At 63.9% G+C, this 16,706-nt stretch carries 18 protein-coding genes; all 18 read right to left on the bottom strand.

Annotated features, from left to right (window positions below; translation table 11 throughout):
* Positions 1 to 8: 8 nt before the first annotated feature.
* Positions 9 to 233, bottom strand: coding sequence for a hypothetical protein (locus H7F16_RS14845; protein WP_185798401.1), 225 nt, complete (start codon positions 231 to 233; stop codon positions 9 to 11).
* Positions 234 to 362: 129 nt separating this feature from the next.
* Positions 363 to 2,036, bottom strand: coding sequence for a ribonuclease J (locus tag H7F16_RS14840; protein ID WP_185798400.1), 1,674 nt, complete (start codon positions 2,034 to 2,036; stop codon positions 363 to 365).
* Positions 2,033 to 2,812 (bottom strand): type III pantothenate kinase, encoded by a 780-nt coding sequence (locus tag H7F16_RS14835; protein ID WP_185798399.1) that lies wholly within the window; start codon positions 2,810 to 2,812, stop codon positions 2,033 to 2,035. The genes H7F16_RS14840 and H7F16_RS14835 overlap by 4 nt, the downstream gene beginning before the upstream one ends.
* Positions 2,813 to 2,826: 14 nt before the next feature.
* Positions 2,827 to 3,585, bottom strand: a complete 759-nt coding sequence (locus tag H7F16_RS14830) for a biotin--[acetyl-CoA-carboxylase] ligase (protein ID WP_185798398.1) — start codon at positions 3,583 to 3,585, stop codon at positions 2,827 to 2,829.
* On the bottom strand, positions 3,575 to 5,011 hold the full coding sequence (gene nuoN, locus H7F16_RS14825; protein ID WP_185798397.1) for an NADH-quinone oxidoreductase subunit NuoN: 1,437 nt from the start codon (positions 5,009 to 5,011) through the stop codon (positions 3,575 to 3,577). The genes H7F16_RS14830 and nuoN overlap by 11 nt, the downstream gene beginning before the upstream one ends.
* Positions 5,012 to 5,021: 10 nt before the next feature.
* On the bottom strand, positions 5,022 to 6,563 hold the full coding sequence (locus H7F16_RS14820) for an NADH-quinone oxidoreductase subunit M (RefSeq protein ID WP_185798396.1): 1,542 nt from the start codon (positions 6,561 to 6,563) through the stop codon (positions 5,022 to 5,024).
* 1 nt (position 6,564) lies between these two features.
* Positions 6,565 to 8,757, bottom strand: coding sequence for an NADH-quinone oxidoreductase subunit L (gene nuoL / locus H7F16_RS14815; protein WP_185798395.1), 2,193 nt, complete (start codon positions 8,755 to 8,757; stop codon positions 6,565 to 6,567).
* A 6-nt stretch (positions 8,758 to 8,763) separates the two neighbouring features.
* Positions 8,764 to 9,069 carry an NADH-quinone oxidoreductase subunit NuoK gene (nuoK, locus tag H7F16_RS14810; protein ID WP_108434930.1) on the bottom strand — a complete coding sequence of 102 codons (306 nt, stop codon included), beginning with the start codon at positions 9,067 to 9,069 and terminating at the stop codon, positions 8,764 to 8,766.
* 30 nt (positions 9,070 to 9,099) lie between these two features.
* A complete protein-coding gene (locus H7F16_RS14805; RefSeq protein WP_185798394.1) occupies positions 9,100 to 9,600 on the bottom strand; it encodes a hypothetical protein in 501 nt (166 codons plus the stop codon).
* 45 nt (positions 9,601 to 9,645) lie between these two features.
* On the bottom strand, positions 9,646 to 10,260 hold the full coding sequence (locus H7F16_RS14800; protein WP_185798393.1) for an NADH-quinone oxidoreductase subunit J: 615 nt from the start codon (positions 10,258 to 10,260) through the stop codon (positions 9,646 to 9,648).
* A complete protein-coding gene (locus H7F16_RS14795) occupies positions 10,257 to 10,667 on the bottom strand; it encodes a carboxymuconolactone decarboxylase family protein (RefSeq protein WP_185798392.1) in 411 nt (136 codons plus the stop codon). Before H7F16_RS14795 ends, H7F16_RS14800 begins: the two co-directional genes overlap by 4 nt.
* A 6-nt stretch (positions 10,668 to 10,673) precedes the next feature.
* A complete protein-coding gene (gene nuoI, locus H7F16_RS14790; RefSeq protein ID WP_108434926.1) occupies positions 10,674 to 11,168 on the bottom strand; it encodes an NADH-quinone oxidoreductase subunit NuoI in 495 nt (164 codons plus the stop codon).
* Between the two features lie 6 nt (positions 11,169 to 11,174).
* Positions 11,175 to 12,212, bottom strand: coding sequence for an NADH-quinone oxidoreductase subunit NuoH (gene nuoH / locus H7F16_RS14785; protein ID WP_185798391.1), 1,038 nt, complete (start codon positions 12,210 to 12,212; stop codon positions 11,175 to 11,177).
* A 12-nt stretch (positions 12,213 to 12,224) separates the two neighbouring features.
* A complete protein-coding gene (locus H7F16_RS14780; protein WP_422121126.1) occupies positions 12,225 to 12,635 on the bottom strand; it encodes a hypothetical protein in 411 nt (136 codons plus the stop codon).
* Between the two features lie 6 nt (positions 12,636 to 12,641).
* The gene (gene nuoG, locus H7F16_RS14775) at positions 12,642 to 14,654 is read right to left on the bottom strand and encodes an NADH-quinone oxidoreductase subunit NuoG (RefSeq protein WP_185798389.1); all 2,013 of its coding nucleotides are present in this window, start codon (positions 14,652 to 14,654) and stop codon (positions 12,642 to 12,644) included.
* 85 nt (positions 14,655 to 14,739) lie between these two features.
* Positions 14,740 to 15,177 (bottom strand): DUF5333 domain-containing protein, encoded by a 438-nt coding sequence (locus H7F16_RS14770; RefSeq protein WP_185798388.1) that lies wholly within the window; start codon positions 15,175 to 15,177, stop codon positions 14,740 to 14,742.
* Positions 15,174 to 16,469 carry an NADH-quinone oxidoreductase subunit NuoF gene (nuoF, locus tag H7F16_RS14765; protein WP_185798387.1) on the bottom strand — a complete coding sequence of 432 codons (1,296 nt, stop codon included), beginning with the start codon at positions 16,467 to 16,469 and terminating at the stop codon, positions 15,174 to 15,176. Before nuoF ends, H7F16_RS14770 begins: the two co-directional genes overlap by 4 nt.
* Positions 16,470 to 16,479: 10 nt before the next feature.
* Positions 16,480 to 16,698, bottom strand: a complete 219-nt coding sequence (locus H7F16_RS14760) for a DUF5337 domain-containing protein (protein ID WP_185798386.1) — start codon at positions 16,696 to 16,698, stop codon at positions 16,480 to 16,482.
* Between the last annotated feature and the right edge of the window lie 8 nt (positions 16,699 to 16,706).

The raw sequence follows: 16,706 nt of genomic DNA, 5'->3' as shown, positions 1-16,706 counted from the left end.
CGCCCCCCCTAGAAGCCCGCAGGCGCGCCCAGACCACGGCCCGGCAGCGCGGCGGTCAGCACCCCCATCCCCCCGACACATGCCAGAAACGCGAAATCGTCGAATTTCGTCTGCCAATAGACATCCGGCGTTCCCGCCGCATCCATCGCGACAGACCAGCCTGTCAGCTTTTCCGCGCTGAACGACAGTTGCCCCGTCGCATAACCGGCTGACCGCCACGGGCCAGCAGGCACTGACCCGCGTTCAGACAGACCTCGCCCCGTCGATGGCGGCACTGCGCGGCGGCTGGCCCGCGCAGGATCGCGCGGACCTCCGCCAGTGTCTCGGCCGTCTCATCCGGTCGCTGGACCGGATGAAATCGCCTATTCCGCCATCAAGCGGCTGACGACGACCGTCACTTCCGGCTTCTTGCCGATCTCTTCCATGCTGACCTGCCGCACGATCCGCCGCAGCGCCTCGTCCAGCTTGTCATCGTCGCGCAGCAGCTTCTTGCCCGCCCCGTTCAGAAAGGCGTTCAGCTCTTCCTCCAGCGCATCGACCAGCGGGCCGCCGCGCCCGTTCTGCGGCACACCGCGCAGCTCGACCCAGGCGTCGCCCAGCGTGTCGCTGTCGTCGTCAAGGATCACCGTCACCATCACATGCCCGTTCAGCGCCAGACGGATCCGGTCACGCACCACCCCGTCCATCGCGCCGATCAGCACCGACCCGTCCAGATACAGCCGCCCCGTCTCGATGTAGTCGACGACCTTGGGCGCATCGCCGGTCAGATCGACCATCATCCCGTTGGTCACGATGTCCGAGACGATTCCGCCCTCGGTCGCAATCCGCGCATGTTCGCGCAGATGGCGATGCTCGCCATGCATCGGAATCAGCATATCCGGCAGCAGCAGGCGATGCATATGTTCCAGATCGGGGCGGTTGGCATGGCCGGACACGTGGTATTTGCCGCCCGCATCGTCCATCACATCGACGCCCATTTCCGAAAAGGCGTTGACGATCTTCAACACTTCCCGCTCGTTCCCCGGAATGGTCTTGCTCGAGAACAGGAACAGATCCCCCTTCTTCAGCTCCATTCCCAGATACTTGCCGCGCGAAAGCTGCGCCGTGGCCGCGCGCCGCTCTCCCTGACTGCCCGTCACGATCAGCATCAGGTTGCCGCGCGGCACATCGCCCGCATCCTCGGGCGAAACGGTGCGCGGAAAGTCGGTCAGAACCCCGGTCTCCTGCGCCACCGAAACCATCCGCTTCATCGCCCGCCCCATCAGGCAGACGGTCCGGTCGGCTGCCCGCGCGGCCTCGGCCAGCGTTTTCAGGCGTGCCACGTTGCTGGCAAAGGTCGTCGCCACCACCAGACCGCTATGCCCCTTGATCAGGTCGCGGATCGGCTCGCGGATCGTCGCCTCCGACCGTCCGGCGTGCAGGCTGAACACGTTGGTCGAATCGCACATCAGCGCCTTGACGGGGCGCTCGGCGGCGATCTCGGTAAAGCGCGCATCCTCCCAGCCCTCGCCCACCATCGGGGTCGGGTCGAGCTTGAAGTCACCCGAATGCACGATCCGCCCCGCGGGCGTATCGATCACAAGGGCGGCGCTTTCCGGGATCGAATGGCTTACCGGCACGAATTGCACCCGGAACGGCCCCGCCTCGACCGTCTCGGGCCGCGAGGCGACCACATGCAGCGATGCGGTCGAATGGCCATGCTCTTCCATCTTCAGCTTGGCAATCGCCGCCGTGAAGCGCCGCGCATAGACGGGCGCCTTCAGCCGTGGCCACAGATGGCCCAATGCGCCGATATGGTCCTCGTGCGCATGGGTGATGAAAATGGCCTCCAGCCGGTCAAGCCGCGCCTCGAGCCAGGATATGTCGGGCATGATCACATCGACGCCCGGCGTGGTGTCCATATCGGGGAAGGTCACGCCCAGATCGACAAGGATCAGCCGTTCCTTGCCCGCAGGCCCGTAGCCGTAGACGTAACAGTTCATGCCGATCTCCCCGGCGCCGCCGAGGGGGAGATAGATCAGCCGGTTCGCACTCATGCCGTTTCCAGTTCCTTGTTGTAGCGGTTGATGAGAACCAGACCATGCATGGTCAGGTCATCCTCGACGCTGTCAAATAGCGCGGTATCTTGGGCGAACAGGGATGCGAGACCACCTGTCGCAATGACTTTCATCGGACGATCGCGTTCCTTGCGCACTTCGCGCACGATGCCTTCGACCAGTCCGATATACCCCCAGTATACACCCGATTGCATGCAGGCCACCGTATTCGTTCCGATGGCACGGGCCGGGCGCGACACATCCACGTGCGGCAGGGCGGCGGCGGCCATGTGCAGGGCTTCCAGCGACAGGTTCACCCCCGGCGCGATCACCCCGCCGATATAGGCGCCGTCCACATCCACCACATCGAAGGTCGTCGCCGTGCCGAAATCCACCACGATCAGATCGCCGCCGTGCCGGTCATGCGCCGCCACCGTATTCACAAGCCGGTCAGGCCCCACGGTCGTCCCCTGATCGACCCGCGGCATCACCGGCAGGCGGCATTCCGGCTTGCCCACCACCAGCGGGCGGCACTCGAAATAGCGGTCGCACAGGACGCGCAGGTTGAACACCACGCGCGGCACCGTCGACGAGATGATGGCCTCGGTGATCCGGGCTTCCGTCTTTGACAGCATCATCAGCGTCGACATCCAGACGAAATACTCGTCCGCCGTGCGCTTGTGATCGGTCGCGATCCGCCATGTCGCAAGAAACCGCGACCCGTCCCAGATCGAAAACACCGTATTCGTGTTGCCGCAGTCGATGGCCAGAAGCATCCCCGCCCCTCCCGTCAGAAAAACACATCCGCCGCCGGAAGGGCGATACGCTCGTCCCCCTGCCGCATGACCAGCGCGCCCGTGGCGTCGATGGTCTCGAATACGCCCACGCGCTCCTCGCGCCCCGTCCGCGCGCGGATAACCTCGCCCAGACGGGCCGCATGGGCCAGCCATGCACTGCGCAGCGGGGCAAAGCCCTCGGCGATCAACCGCGCCTCCCAATCGGCAAACGCCGGGGCCAGCACATCCAGAAACGCCTCGGGCGTCACCCGCAACCCCGTTTCCGACAGCAATGACACGGGCGGCACGGCCCCCGCCTCGACCGCCGCCACATCCGGCGCGCCGATCAGGTTGACCCCGATCCCGATGGCCAGATGTCCCACGCCCTGCCCCGCGCCCGCGCTTTCCAGCAAGATACCCGCGACCTTGCCGCCGTTCAGCAGCACATCATTGGGCCATTTCAACCGGAAGGCATCAGGCATGTCGCTGACCGCCACAAAGGCATCGCGCAAGGCAAGCGCGGCGGCAAAGGACCGCAGCGCCACGACCTCGGCCCCTTCGCGCGGCTGCATCAGCAGCGTGGCGTAGAAATTCCCGCGCGGGCTGGCCCAGGGCCGCGCCCGCCGCCCGCGCCCCGCCGTCTGCTCGCCTGCCAGAATCCAGACTGGCCCCGTCATCGACGGGGCCAGCCTTTGCGCTTCCGCATTCGTGCTATCGACGCTGGGCAGGACCAGCCTGCCCAGGCCAACCGGCCATCCGGCCCTAGCGGACAAGGGCTTCCGCCGCGATGGCCGCCATCGGCTGGATGCCGAACAGGTTGACGATCCCCACGACCATGATGATCGCCACGGCAACCATCACAGCCCATTGCGCGGGGGCCATGCGGCTTTCCACGCCTTGGCCTTCCTTGCCGAAATACATGAAAAAGACGATGCGCAGGTAGTAGAAGGCACCGATGACCGACGCCACCGCCCCCGCCAGCGCAAGCCACGTCATCCCCGCATCGACCGCCGCCTTCAGCACGTAGAACTTGCCGAAAAAGCCGACCATCGGCGGCACACCGGCAAGGCTGAACATCAGCACCAGCAGCGCCAATGCTTTCAGCGGTTCGGTTTTCGAGAACATGTTGAGGCTCGCAATATCCGTCACCGGACGCCCGTCCCGCTCCATCGACAGGATAAAGGCAAAGGTGCCGACGTTCATGGTGACATAGATCGCCATATAGACCAGCATCGCCGTCACGCCCTCGGCCGTGCCGCTGGCCAGACCCATCAGCGCAAAGCCCATATGCGCGATCGACGAATAGGCCATCAGCCGCTTGATGTCCTTCTGCCCGATGGCGGCCACCGCGCCAAGGAACATCGACACCACCGACAGCGCCGCCAGCACCTGCGTCCAGTCGGCGGGAATGCCGCCGAACGCGTCATGCACCAGCCGCGCGAGCAGCCCCATCGCCGCCACCTTGGGCGCGGTCGCAAAGAAGGCCGTCACCGGCGTGGGCGACCCCTCGTAGACATCCGGCGTCCACATGTGGAAGGGCGCGGCCGACACCTTGAAGGCCAGACCGGCCAGCATGAACACCAGCCCGAACAGCAGCCCCAGCGGCACGCCATTGCCCAGCGTCGACAGGATGCCCGCAAATTGCGTGGTGCCCGCGAAACCGTAGACCAGCGACGCGCCATACAGCAGCAGCCCCGACGACAGCGCCCCCAGCACGAAATACTTCAGACCGGCTTCCGTCGACTTGACCGAGTCGCGCCGCACCGAAGCCAGCACATAAAGCGCCAGCGATTGCAGCTCCAACCCCATGTACAGCGACATCAGGTCGCCAGCCGACACCATCACCATCATCCCGATGACCGAAAGCACCATCAGCACAGGGTATTCAAAGCGCAGCAGGTCGCGCCGCACCATGTAATCCTGCCCGATGATCAGCACGGCCGAGGCCGAGACCAGCATGATCACCTTGGCAAAGCGCGCAAAGGGGTCGTCCACGAACAGCCCGCCAAACGCGGTCCGCTCGCCCTCGCCCCCCAGCCCGATCCACAGCGCCAGCGCAAGGAACACCCCCGCCGTGGCCCATGCGATCAGCGGCGCCACCTTGTCCTTGCCGGTATAGACGCCGAACATCAGCGCCCCCATGGCAAAGATCGCCAGAACCAGTTCCGGAAGGACGGTCGAAAAATCTGCGGAAATCATCTCTCGTCCCTCAGTTCTGTGCCAGTTGCGTGTCGCCCGCGACGGGCGGCAACGCGGCTTGATGCTCGGCCACCAGCGCCGAAACGCTCGGCCCGATGATATCGGTCACCAGCGACGGATAGATGCCCAAAAGCAGCGTCATGGCGATCAGCGGCGCGAAAATCGCCTTCTCGCGGCGGGTCATGTCGGTGATCGACTTCAGCGCCTCTTTCACCAGCTCGCCCATGACGACGCGGCGATACAGCCACAGCGCATAGGCCGCCGACAGGATCACCCCCGTCGTCGCCACGGCGGCAACCCAGGTGTTCACCTGGAAAATCCCCATCAGCGTCAGGAATTCCCCGATGAACCCGCTTGTCCCCGGCAGGCCGACATTGGCCATGGTAAAGAACATGAACACCAGCGCATAGGCGGGCATCCGGTTCACCAGACCGCCATAGGCGTCGATCTCGCGCGTGTGCATCCGGTCATAGATGACCCCCACGCACAGGAACAGCGCACCCGAGATGAAGCCGTGCGACAGCATCTGGAAGATCGCCCCGTCGATGCCCTGCTGGTTCGCCGTGAAAATCCCCATCGTCACGTAACCCATGTGGGCCACCGACGAATAGGCGATCAGCTTCTTCATATCCGATTGCGCCAGCGCCACGAGAGAGGTGTAGACGATGGCAATCGCCGACATCCAGAACACCAGCGGCGCAAGCAGGTCTGACGCCACCGGGAACATCGGCAGGCTGAACCGCAGGAAGCCATAGCCCCCCATCTTCAGCAAGATCGCCGCCAGCACCACCGACCCCGCCGTGGGGGCCTGCACGTGCGCATCCGGCAGCCATGTATGCACCGGCCACATCGGCATCTTCACCGCGAAAGAGGCAAAGAACGCCAGCCACAGCAGCGTCTGCAACCCGCCCACGACATGGAAGCCCATCACCACCATCTCGTCCGAGGCGAAGCTGTGCGACAGCAGCGTCGGAATGTCGGTCGTGCCCGCATCCATATACATCGCGATCATCGCGACCAGCATCAGCACCGAGCCGAGGAAGGTATAAAGGAAGAACTTGAACGCCGCATAGATGCGCTCCTTGCCGCCCCAGATGCCGATGATCAGGAACATCGGGATCAGGCCTGCCTCGAAGAACAGGTAGAACAGCACCATGTCCAGCGCGCAGAACACGCCAAGCATCAGCGTCTCGAGCATCAGGAAGGCGATCATATATTCCTTCACCCGCGTCTCGACCGACCAGCAGGCGGCGATCGTGATCGGCATCAGGAAGGTCGTGAGCATCACGAACAGGACCGAAATCCCGTCCACGCCCATCTTGTATTTCAGGCCAAGGATCCAGTCGCCTTCCTCGACGAACTGGAAGCCCGTGTTCTGCGGGTCAAAGCCCGTCAGCACGAAAAGCGAAACGACGAAGGTCGCGCTCGTGGCCAGCAGCGCCAGCCATTTGGCATTGCGTTGCGCCGCAGCGTCAGACCCGCGCAGGAACAGCGCCAGAATGACCGCCGCGACCGCCGGAATGAATGTGATGATCGACAGGAGGTTATCCATATCAGTTCGCGCCCCCCCAGAGCGTCATCCAGGTAATCAAGGCGGCAATGCCCAGAACCATGGCAAAAGCATAGTGGAACAGGTAGCCCGACTGCGCGCGCGCCGCGAGCCGCGTGAAGAAGGGCACGACGCCAAGCGCCACCCCGTTGATCGACCCGTCGATGATATCCCCGTCGCCGCGCTTCCACAGGAAAGCCCCCAGCGCCTTGGCCGACCGGACGAAGAGGAAGTTGTAGATCTCGTCGAAGTACCACTTGTTCAACAGGAACAGGTAAAGCGGCCGCTGGTTCGCCGCGAGCTTCGCGGGCAGGTCCGGACGGCGGATATACATCTGGAAGGCCAGCAGGAAGCCAAGCACCATCGCGATGAAGGGCGAGATCTTGACCAGCGTCGGCGCTTCATGCGCGTGGTGGATCACCTCGTTCTCCGGCCCCATGAAGATCGCACCTTGCGTCCAGCCCTCGCCATGCGCTTCGGTCGCCACGGCTTCGGTCGCCGCGCCCTCGGTGGTGGTTGCTTCCGTGGTGGTAGCTTCGGTCGCGGTGGCTTCGGTCGCCGCAGCGGCTTCGGCATGTTCGACGCCTGCCGCCATACCGAACCACGACCGCATCTTGGCCTCGTCACCGAAGAAGCTGTTGTACCAGACCATCCCCGAGAACACCGCGCCAAGCGCCAGCACCCCCAGCGGGATCAGCATGACGGCCGGGCTTTCATGCGGTTCATGATGCCCATGCCCTTCGTGCCCGTGATCGTCATGGCCATGCGCGTCGTGCCCATGCGCGTCGTGGCCGTGGCCGTGCGCGTCATGCCCGTGTCCGGCCCCATGCGCGCGGTTCTCGCCATAAAAGGTCATGAACATCAGGCGCCATGAATAAAAGCTCGTCATCGCAGCCGCCACGACCAGCAGAACATAGGCATAGCCCGACCCGACAAAGGCGCTTTCGATCACGGCGTCCTTCGACAGGAAGCCCGCAAAGCCGATATGGGTCAGCGGAATGCCCACGCCCGTGATCGCCAGCGTGCCGATCATCATCGCGGCAAAGGTCAGCGGAATCTTCTTCCGCAGCCCGCCATAGTTGCGCATGTCCTGTTCGTGATGCGTGGCGTGGATCACCGAACCCGCACCAAGGAACAGCATCGCCTTGAAGAAGGCATGCGTGAACAGGTGGAACATCGCGACCGAATAGACACCCACGCCCGCCGCCACGAACATGTAGCCAAGCTGCGAACAGGTCGAATAGGCGATCACGCGCTTGATGTCGTTCTGCACCAGACCGACCGTCGCGGCAAAGAAGGCCGTCGTAGCGCCCACCACCACGATCATCGTCTTGGCATCCGGCGCGAATTCGTAAAGCGGCGACATGCGGCAGACAAGGAACACCCCTGCCGTCACCATCGTCGCGGCGTGGATCAGCGCGGAAACGGGCGTCGGCCCCTCCATCGCGTCGGGCAGCCAGGTATGCAGGAACAGCTGCGCCGATTTGCCCATCGCCCCGATGAACAGCAAGACCCCGATCAGGTTGGCCGCATTCCATTCGCCCCAAAGGAAGCTCAGGTTCGTCTGCGCAAGCTCGGGCGCCGCGGCAAAGACCGTGTCGAAATTCACCGAATCCGTCAGGAAGAACAGCCCGAAGATGCCAAGCGCAAAGCCGAAGTCGCCCACGCGGTTCACGACGAAAGCCTTGATCGCGGCGGCATTGGCGCTCGGCTTCTTGTAGTAGAACCCGATCAGAAGATACGAGGCGACCCCCACCCCTTCCCAGCCGAAGAACATCTGCACAAGGTTGTCCGACGTCACCAGCATCAGCATGGCAAAGGTAAAGAACGAGAGATAGGCGAAGAACCGCGCCCGATAGGGTTCGTCCTCGGACCAGTTCTCGTCATGCGCCATGTAGCCGAACGAGTAGAGATGCACCAAGGCCGAGACCGAGTTCACGACCACCAGCATGATCGCCGTCAGACGGTCCACGCGGATCGCCCATTCGGTCGCCAGCGACCCGCTCTCGATCCAGCGCAGCAACGGGATGTGCTGCACCACGCCGTCATGCGTCAGGAACACATACCACGACAGCAGCGCCCCCAGCATCACCAGACCGGTGGTCAGAACCTGCCCCGTCCGCTCGCCGATGAAACGCCAGCCAAAGCCGCAGATCAGCGCGCCGATCAGGGGCGCAAAAAGAATGATCGTTGTCATTCGGGGTCAGCCTTTCATCACGTTGACGTCTTCCACGTCGATCGTTCCGCGGTTGCGGAAGAACACGACGAGGATGGCAAGGCCGATGGCGGCCTCGGCGGCGGCGACCGTCAGGATGAACAGGGTGAACACCTGCCCCACCAGATCGCCAAGGTATGAGGAGAAGGCGACGAAGTTGATGTTCACCGCCAGCAGGATCAGTTCGATCGACATCAGGATGACGATCACGTTCTTGCGGTTCAGGAAGATCCCGAAGATCCCGATCACGAACAGGGCCGCCGCCACTGTCAGGTAATGTTCAAGTCCAACCATCATCCGTTCCCTCCGGGTCTTGCGCCCGTATCAGTTCGCCGCTCGCGCAGCCAGTTTTTCGCATTGCGCCGCACCCTTGCCGGGTTGCGCCTTGACCGTGACACCCGCCGCCGTAAGGCCGCTTGTCAGCGTCGAAATATCCGTAAGACCGACCTTCAGCCGCAGTTTCTCGCGGTTGACGGTGTCGATCAGGTCGTAGTCCGGCCCCCGCCGCGCCGGATCGGCGCTTTGGCGCAACATGCCGATGGCGTATTGCGTGCCGTTCTGGCAATCCGACAGCAGCAGGCGCTGCTCGGTATAGGCGTCACGCTTCGGCCCGCGGCACACCTCGCGCTGCGTCTCGGTCACGAAACGCCCCGCCGGATCGCCCAGCTTCTCGACCGCGCCGGAACTGTCGCATTGCGTCGCCAGCCCCATGTCCACCGCCTGCTCGTCCGACACGCAAGCCGACAGCGACAGCAAGGCGGCAACGGCGACGAAAGCCGCATAAAGCGCCGTCCTGTCCGCTCCGAAGATCCACTGTGCCGTCATCGCCAAATCCTTCACAGGGTGCGCAACCGCCGCGCACCGCCTCACTTACAAGCCCTGTCCCGGCTTCACGTCCTTAAGCTCCATCGCCACCGCCGGATCGCGCCACATCTGGGCCAGCACGTTCTGCCGCTTCACATCCTTGCGGTGCCGCAGCGTCAGCAAGATCGCCCCGATCATCGCGACCAGCAGGATCAGCCCCGACAACTGGAACAGGAACCCGTAGCGGTCATAGACCAAGAGCCCCAGCGCCCGCGTGTTCTCCACATCGTCCAGCGCCGGCGCCACGGCCTGCCGCAGCCCCATCGCGCCATCGGCCTGCACCCAGGCCCCGATCCCCAGCGCGATCTGCATCAGGATCACGACCCCGATCAGCAGGCCCAGCGGCATGTATTTCGCCATCTCGCCCTTCAACTCGGCAAAGTCGATGTCGAGCATCATCACGACGAACAGGAACAGCACCGCCACCGCGCCGACATAGACGATGATCAGCAGCATGGCGACGAACTCGGCCCCCAGCAGCACGAACAGCCCCGATGCCGAAAGGAAGGCAAGGATCAGCCACAGCACCGAATGCACGGGGTTGCGGCTGACCGTCACCAGAAGCCCCGCCACCACGGTGACGCTGGCAAAGGCATAAAAGGCGTAATCTGCAACGCTCATGCGTCTTTCTCCTTAACTTCGGCAAAGACGGCCTGAGCGGTCTCAAGCGCCTTCTGCATGGCGGGAAGCCCGCCGAACATGCTCATCTGCCAGATCACTTCCGCGATCTCGCGTTCCGTCGCCCCCGCCTCAAGCGCGTGGCGCACCGTCATCTTCAACTGCGGCTCGGCCTGCGCGCCCAGCACCGTCAGCGCGGCGATGGTGACCAGAAGCCGCGTCTTGGCGTCCAGCCCCTCGCGGTTGAAGGTCTTGCCGAACCACATCTCCATCATGTCCTTCGACATGGTGGGGAACATCTTGTCGAACCCCTTCACCTGCATCGTCTCGAGCGCAGGGTTGAAGGCGCGGACCATTTCCTGGCCCTGCTCCATCATCTGCTGCATCATCTTGGCAAAGGCGTCATTCATTGGGTTTTACCGGTAAGGCGCGTCAAGCTCGAGGTTCCGCGCGATCTCGGCTTCCCAGCGGGCGCCGTTCTCGAGCAGTTTCTCTTTGTTGTAGTAAAGCTCTTCGCGGGTTTCGGTCGAGAACTCGAAGTTCGGCCCTTCGACGATGGCATCGACGGGGCAAGCCTCCTGGCAGAAACCGCAGTAGATGCACTTGGTCATGTCGATGTCGTAGCGCGTGGTGCGGCGGCTGCCGTCCTCGCGCGGTTCGGCATCGATGGTGATGGCCTGCGCGGGGCAGACGGCCTCGCACAGCTTGCAGGCGATGCAGCGCTCTTCCCCGTTGGGATAGCGGCGCAACGCATGTTCGCCACGAAAGCGCGGCGACAGCGGCCCCTTTTCATGCGGGTAGTTCAGCGTGGTCTTGGGGGCGAAGAAATACTTCATCCCCAGCGCGAACCCTTTGAAAAAGTCCTGCAGGAAGAAATACTTGGTCGCGCGGTTCCAGTCGATGTTTGCCATGATGGATCAGCCCCCAATCGCCCAGCGGGCCCAAAAGCCGCCAAGCACTTCGAATTTCGCAAGGAACGCAACCACGACGACCCAGCCCAAGGACAGCGGCAGGAACACTTTCCAGCCGATCCGCATCAACTGGTCGTAGCGGTAGCGCGGCACGATGGCCTTCACCATCGCGAACAGGAAGAAGAAGAAGGCCATCTTCAGGATCATCCAGACCGGCCCGTCCGGCAGCCCCGGAATGGGCGACAGCCAGCCGCCGAAGAACAAAAGGCTCATCAGCGCGCACATCAGGAAGATGGCGATATATTCGCCCGCCATGAACAGCAGGAACGGCGTCGAGGAATATTCCACCATGAAACCGGCCACCAGTTCCGATTCAGCTTCCGGCAGGTCAAAGGGCGGGCGGTTCGTTTCGGCAAGGGCCGAAATGAAGAACAGCGCCACCATCGGCAGGTGCGGCAGCCAGTACCAGTTGAACAGCCCGAACGACCCGCGCTGCGCTTCCACGATGGCGCTGAAGTTCATCGACCCCGTCGAGATGATGATCCCGATGATGATCAGACCCAGCGACACCTCATAGGAAATCATCTGCGCCGCCGACCGGAGCGAGCCGAGGAACGGGTATTTCGAGTTCGACGCCCAGCCCCCCATGATCACCCCGTAGACTTCAAGCGAGGACATGGCAAAGACGAACAGGATCGCCACGTTGATATCGGCCAGAACCCAGCCGCCGTTGAACGGGATCACCGCCCAGGCCATCATCGCCAGAACAAAGGACAGCATCGGCGCAAGGAAATAGACCGGACGGTCCGCCCCTGCGGGAATGACGATTTCCTTCAGCACATATTTCAGCGCATCGGCCACCGTTTGCAGCAGGCCCCACGGCCCCACCACGTTCGGCCCGCGCCGCATCTGCACGGCGGCCCAGATCTTCCGGTCGCCGTAGACAAGGAACAGCATCGAGATCATCACGAAGCCGACGACAAGCAGGCATTGTGCCGCCACCAGCACCGCCATCCCAAGGGTAGTCGAAAAGAAGTCCGTCATGATGCCTGTTCCCTAAACCGTCGGTATTCCCTGCGCGCCGCAATCGCGCACCGTCACTTCGGCGTCGATCGTTTTCAGCCCGCGGGGAAGCGCGGCGGATATGGTGTAAACCGCATCCCCGCGCCAGATTTCTCCCGTTTGCGCTACGGTCGTGCGGACATGCCGCGCAAAGCCGAAGCCACGGATCAGGGCATATTGCGCCGCCGCACAGCGTGCATAGGCGTCAACATCCCCGTCGTTCCGCGCGCCCGTCATGGCCACGCGGAAATTCACCAGATCGCCGTCCAGCAGGATCGTCTCGATCCCCTTGTAGTCCGGCGCGAAAGCCGTCTCGCCGGCATCCGGCGTGGGCGTGGGCGCGCAGGCCGAAAGGCCCGCTGCCGCGGCCATCCATCCTGTTGCCAATGCCATCGCCATCCGCATCGCCCCTTATTCCGCCGCCACCGCGACCCGCGCGCGGGCCGCAGCCCCTGCCGACAACTCGCCCATCAGGGCCGAGGCGCGGGCAATCGGGTTGGTCAGGTAGAAGTCCTTGACCGCATTGCGGAAATCGGCCTTTGCAGGGGCCTTCACCGCCACAGGCTGCCAGTCGTTCGCGGCCACCTCGTCCACGCGGCCCAGATGCGGATGCGCAGACACAAGCGCACGGCGCAGACCGGCAAGGCTGTCCCAGGGCAAGGTCGCGCCCAGTTCCGCCGACAGCGCCCGCAGGATCGCCCAGTTCTCTTTCGCCTCGCCCGGCGCGAAACCGGCGCGCAGCGCGAGTTGCGGGCGGCCTTCGGTGTTCACGAACAGCCCGTTCTCTTCGGTATAGGCCGCAGCCGGCAGAACCACATCCGCCCGATGCGCGCCACGGTCGCCGTGGCTGCCCTGATAGACCACAAAGGCACCCGCCGCGATCTCCACCTCGTCGGCACCAAGGTTGTAGACAACCTCGGCCCCGTCGAGCGCCGCCGACAGGCCGCCTTCGGTGACAGCCCCCACATCCATCGCGCCCACACGGGCGGCGGCGGTGTGCAGCACCAGAAGCTTCGCGCCCAGCTTTTCGGCCAGCGCCATGACCTGCCCCAGAACCGCCTCGCCATCCGCCTCGTTCAGCGCACCCTGCCCCACGATCACCACGGCGGGCTTGCCAAAGGCTTCCGCGCCCTCGACCGCCTTGACCAGCGCCGCGCGGTCGGTGCCAAGGTGCTTGTAATCATAGGTCAGGTCCGCACCCGACCCGATCACCGACACCGCGGCGCCCAGCTGCCATGCCTTGCGGATGCGTGCGTTCAGCACCGGCGCTTCCGTGCGCGGGTTCGACCCGACGATCCAGATGCCCTTGGCGCTGTCGATATCCTCGATCTTCGCGGTCCCGACATAGGCCGACCGGTTCCCCGCAGGCAACCGCGCCCCGTCCACGCGCGCTTCCACCTTGCCGCCCAGCCCTTCGACCAGCGCCTTAAGGCTGAAGGCCGCTTCCACGGGCACCAGATCGCCCACCAGACCGGCAACCTTCTTGCCCTTCATCGCGGCGGCGACTGCGGCCAAAGCCTCGCCCCAGCCCGCTTTGCGCAGACGCCCGTTCTCGCGGATATAGGGCGTGTCCAGCCGCTGCCGGCGCAACCCGTCCCAGACGAAACGCGTCTTGTCCGAAATCCATTCCTCGTTCACGCCGTCATGGTTGCGCGGCAGGATGCGCATCACTTCGCGCCCCTTGGCATCCACGCGGATGTTCGACCCCAGCGCATCCATCACGTCGATCGTTTCGGTCTTGGTCAATTCCCACGGCCGCGCGGTAAAGGCATAGGGCTTGCTCGTCAGCGCGCCCACGGGGCACAGGTCGATGATGTTCCCTTGCAGGTTCGAATCCAGCGTCATCCCCAGATACGAGGTGATCTCGCTGTCCTCGCCCCGCCCCGTCTGGCCCATCTGGGTGATGCCCGCGACCTCGGTCGTAAAGCGCACGCAACGGGTGCAGGAAATGCAGCGCGTCATCTTGGTCGCAACCAGCGGCCCGAGGTTCAGGTCATCCGACGCCCGCTTCGGCTCGCGGTAGCGGCTGAAATCGACGCCGTAGGCCATCGCCTGATCCTGCAAGTCGCACTCGCCGCCCTGATCGCAGATCGGGCAATCCAGCGGATGGTTGATCAGCAGGAATTCCATGACCCCTTCGCGGGCCTTCTTGACCATCGGCGACTTGGTCTTGACCACCGGCGCCTCGCCATTCGGGCCGGGGCGCAGGTCACGCACCTGCATCGCGCAAGACGCGGCAGGCTTCGGCGGGCCGCCCACCACCTCGACCAGACACATCCGGCAGTTGCCGGCAATGGTCAGCCGCTCATGGTAGCAAAAGCGCGGAATCTCGATCCCGGCGACCTCGGCCGCCTGGATGATCGTCATCGCGCCATCCACCTCGACCTCGACCCCGTCGATGCTGATCTTCTTGAGGTTGGTCATAGCCCTACCCGTCCTTCGCCCAGTCGCTTGTCAAAGCCCGCATCGCGCATCGCGCCGCGGCATGTCATCCCGTTGCAGCCCATGGTCACCACGACCACAACAGACTGCCCGCCAAAGTCTCCTTGGCGATTTCTTCCTTGCCGACGCGGCAATAGCTTTCCTCGTCGCCCTTCACGGCCCCGGCCTTGGCCAGATAATCGGCCGCCAGCGCCTTCATGGCGTTCTTCTGGTCCTTGTCCTTCAGGAACGCTTTCACCTCGGCCTCGGTATAGCCCTCGGCAATGGCGTATTCCTTCAGATCGTCCAGCTTTTGCAGCACAAGGATCATCCGCGCATGCAGACCGCTGCATTCGGTGCGCAGCACATCGGCAATCCGCCCCGCGACAAGGCTGTCGCGGATATGCTGGTTCTCGGCCAAAGGCACCTTGCCCTCGGCCAGCGTCACGCCTGCAAGGCACGCACTGGCAACGACGGCCAGAAGCCCCCGCCTTGCCAGACCGACCATGCCCAAGCCGCGCGTCATTCTGCTGCCACCGCCGAAATGCGGCCCGTTTTCTTGGCCTTGATCCGGTCCTCGATCTCGTCGCGGAACTGCCGGATCAACCCTTGGATCGGCCATGCCGCCGCATCGCCAAGCGCGCAGATCGTATGGCCTTCCACCTGCTTCGTGACACTCAGCAGCATGTCGATTTCCTCGACCTCCGCCTCGCCCCGCACCAGACGGTCCATCACGCGCATCATCCAGCCCGTGCCCTCGCGGCAGGGGGTGCATTGGCCGCAAGACTCGTGCTTGTAGAACTTCGACAGACGCCAGATCGCCTTGATGACATCGGTCGACTGGTCCATCACGATGACCGCCGCCGTGCCAAGGCCCGACCGCTGCTCGCGCAGCCAGTCAAAGTCCATGATCGCATCCTCGCACTGCGCCGCGTTCAGCATCGGCACCGAAGACCCGCCCGGAATGACCGCCTTCAGGTTCTTCCACCCGCCACGCACGCCGCCGCAATGCCGGTCGAGCAATTCTTTCAGCGAAATCGACATCGCCTCTTCGACCACGCAAGGGTGCATCACATGGCCCGAAATGCCGAACAGCTTGGTGCCCGCATTGTTCGGACGCCCGAAAGACGCGAACCAGTCCGAACCGCGCCGCAGGATCGTCGGCACCACGGCAATCGATTCCACGTTGTTCACCGTGGTCGGGCAGCCATACAGCCCCGAACCGGCCGGGAACGGCGGCTTCATCCGCGGCATCCCCTTCTTGCCCTCAAGGCTTTCCAGCAGCGCGGTTTCCTCGCCGCAGATATAGGCCCCTGCCCCGTGATGCAGATACAGGTCGAAATCCCAACCCGACTTCGCGGCATTCTTGCCCAGAAGCCCCGCGTCATAGCATTCGTCGATGGCCGCCTGCAGCGCCTCGCGCTCGCGGATGTATTCGCCGCGGATGTAGATGTAGCAGGCATTCGCCCCCATCGCGAAAGACGCGATCAGCGCCCCCTCGATCAGCGTGTGCGGATCATGCCGCATGATCTCGCGGTCCTTGCAGGTGCCCGGTTCCGACTCGTCGGCATTGATCACAAGATAGGACGGGCGCCCGTCCGAGACCTTGGGCATGAAGGACCACTTCAACCCCGTCGGGAAGCCCGCGCCGCCACGGCCCCGCAGACCCGAAGCCTTGACCTGCTCGACGATCGTATCGCGCCCGCGCTGGATGATCTCGGCCGTGCCGTTCCAATGCCCGCGCTTCTTCGCGCCGGCAAGGGAGCGGTCATGCATCCCGTACAGGTTGGTGAAGATACGGTCCTGATCCTTGAGCATATCCAGCCCCTCAATTGCTCTGGCGCTTGCGCCAGATCCGATACGTCACGACCATCGTCCAGAAGAACGCGGCCAAAGCGGCGAGGTCGAAGAGGAACGCATAGCGGGTTTCCCAGCCAAACTTTCCCCCGAGGAATGACGCCCCCATCCACAAGACCACGGTGGCCACCAGAACAAGCGCGACCATGCGCGCCTGCCTGGCGGTTTCCATATCCTGTGGCGACGCCATGCCCCGCC

Origin of the sequence: Paragemmobacter straminiformis (assembly GCF_014243445.1) — a bacterium.
GTDB lineage: Bacteria > Pseudomonadota > Alphaproteobacteria > Rhodobacterales > Rhodobacteraceae > Paragemmobacter > Paragemmobacter straminiformis.
Note: the sequence above shows the minus strand (reverse complement) of the source record. Positions and strands in the feature narration are given on the sequence as shown.

Bases quoted from the DNA above. Each gene is read 5' to 3' on its own strand.
- H7F16_RS14840 (WP_185798400.1), bottom strand. From the start codon at position 2,036: ATGAGTGCGAACCGGCTGATCTATCTCCCCCTCGGCGGCGCCGGGGAG.
- H7F16_RS14835 (WP_185798399.1), bottom strand. From the start codon at position 2,812: ATGCTTCTGGCCATCGACTGCGGCAACACGAATACGGTGTTTTCGATC.
- nuoN (WP_185798397.1), bottom strand. From the start codon at position 5,011: ATGATTTCCGCAGATTTTTCGACCGTCCTTCCGGAACTGGTTCTGGCG.
- H7F16_RS14820 (WP_185798396.1), bottom strand. From the start codon at position 6,563: ATGGATAACCTCCTGTCGATCATCACATTCATTCCGGCGGTCGCGGCG.
- nuoL (WP_185798395.1), bottom strand. From the start codon at position 8,757: ATGACAACGATCATTCTTTTTGCGCCCCTGATCGGCGCGCTGATCTGC.
- nuoK (WP_108434930.1), bottom strand. From the start codon at position 9,069: ATGGTTGGACTTGAACATTACCTGACAGTGGCGGCGGCCCTGTTCGTG.
- H7F16_RS14805 (WP_185798394.1), bottom strand. From the start codon at position 9,600: ATGACGGCACAGTGGATCTTCGGAGCGGACAGGACGGCGCTTTATGCG.
- H7F16_RS14800 (WP_185798393.1), bottom strand. From the start codon at position 10,260: ATGAGCGTTGCAGATTACGCCTTTTATGCCTTTGCCAGCGTCACCGTG.
- H7F16_RS14795 (WP_185798392.1), bottom strand. From the start codon at position 10,667: ATGAATGACGCCTTTGCCAAGATGATGCAGCAGATGATGGAGCAGGGC.
- nuoI (WP_108434926.1), bottom strand. From the start codon at position 11,168: ATGGCAAACATCGACTGGAACCGCGCGACCAAGTATTTCTTCCTGCAG.
- nuoH (WP_185798391.1), bottom strand. From the start codon at position 12,212: ATGACGGACTTCTTTTCGACTACCCTTGGGATGGCGGTGCTGGTGGCG.
- H7F16_RS14780 (WP_422121126.1), bottom strand. From the start codon at position 12,635: ATGCGGATGGCGATGGCATTGGCAACAGGATGGATGGCCGCGGCAGCG.
- nuoG (WP_185798389.1), bottom strand. From the start codon at position 14,654: ATGACCAACCTCAAGAAGATCAGCATCGACGGGGTCGAGGTCGAGGTG.
- H7F16_RS14770 (WP_185798388.1), bottom strand. From the start codon at position 15,177: ATGACGCGCGGCTTGGGCATGGTCGGTCTGGCAAGGCGGGGGCTTCTG.
- nuoF (WP_185798387.1), bottom strand. From the start codon at position 16,469: ATGCTCAAGGATCAGGACCGTATCTTCACCAACCTGTACGGGATGCAT.
- H7F16_RS14760 (WP_185798386.1), bottom strand. From the start codon at position 16,698: ATGGCGTCGCCACAGGATATGGAAACCGCCAGGCAGGCGCGCATGGTC.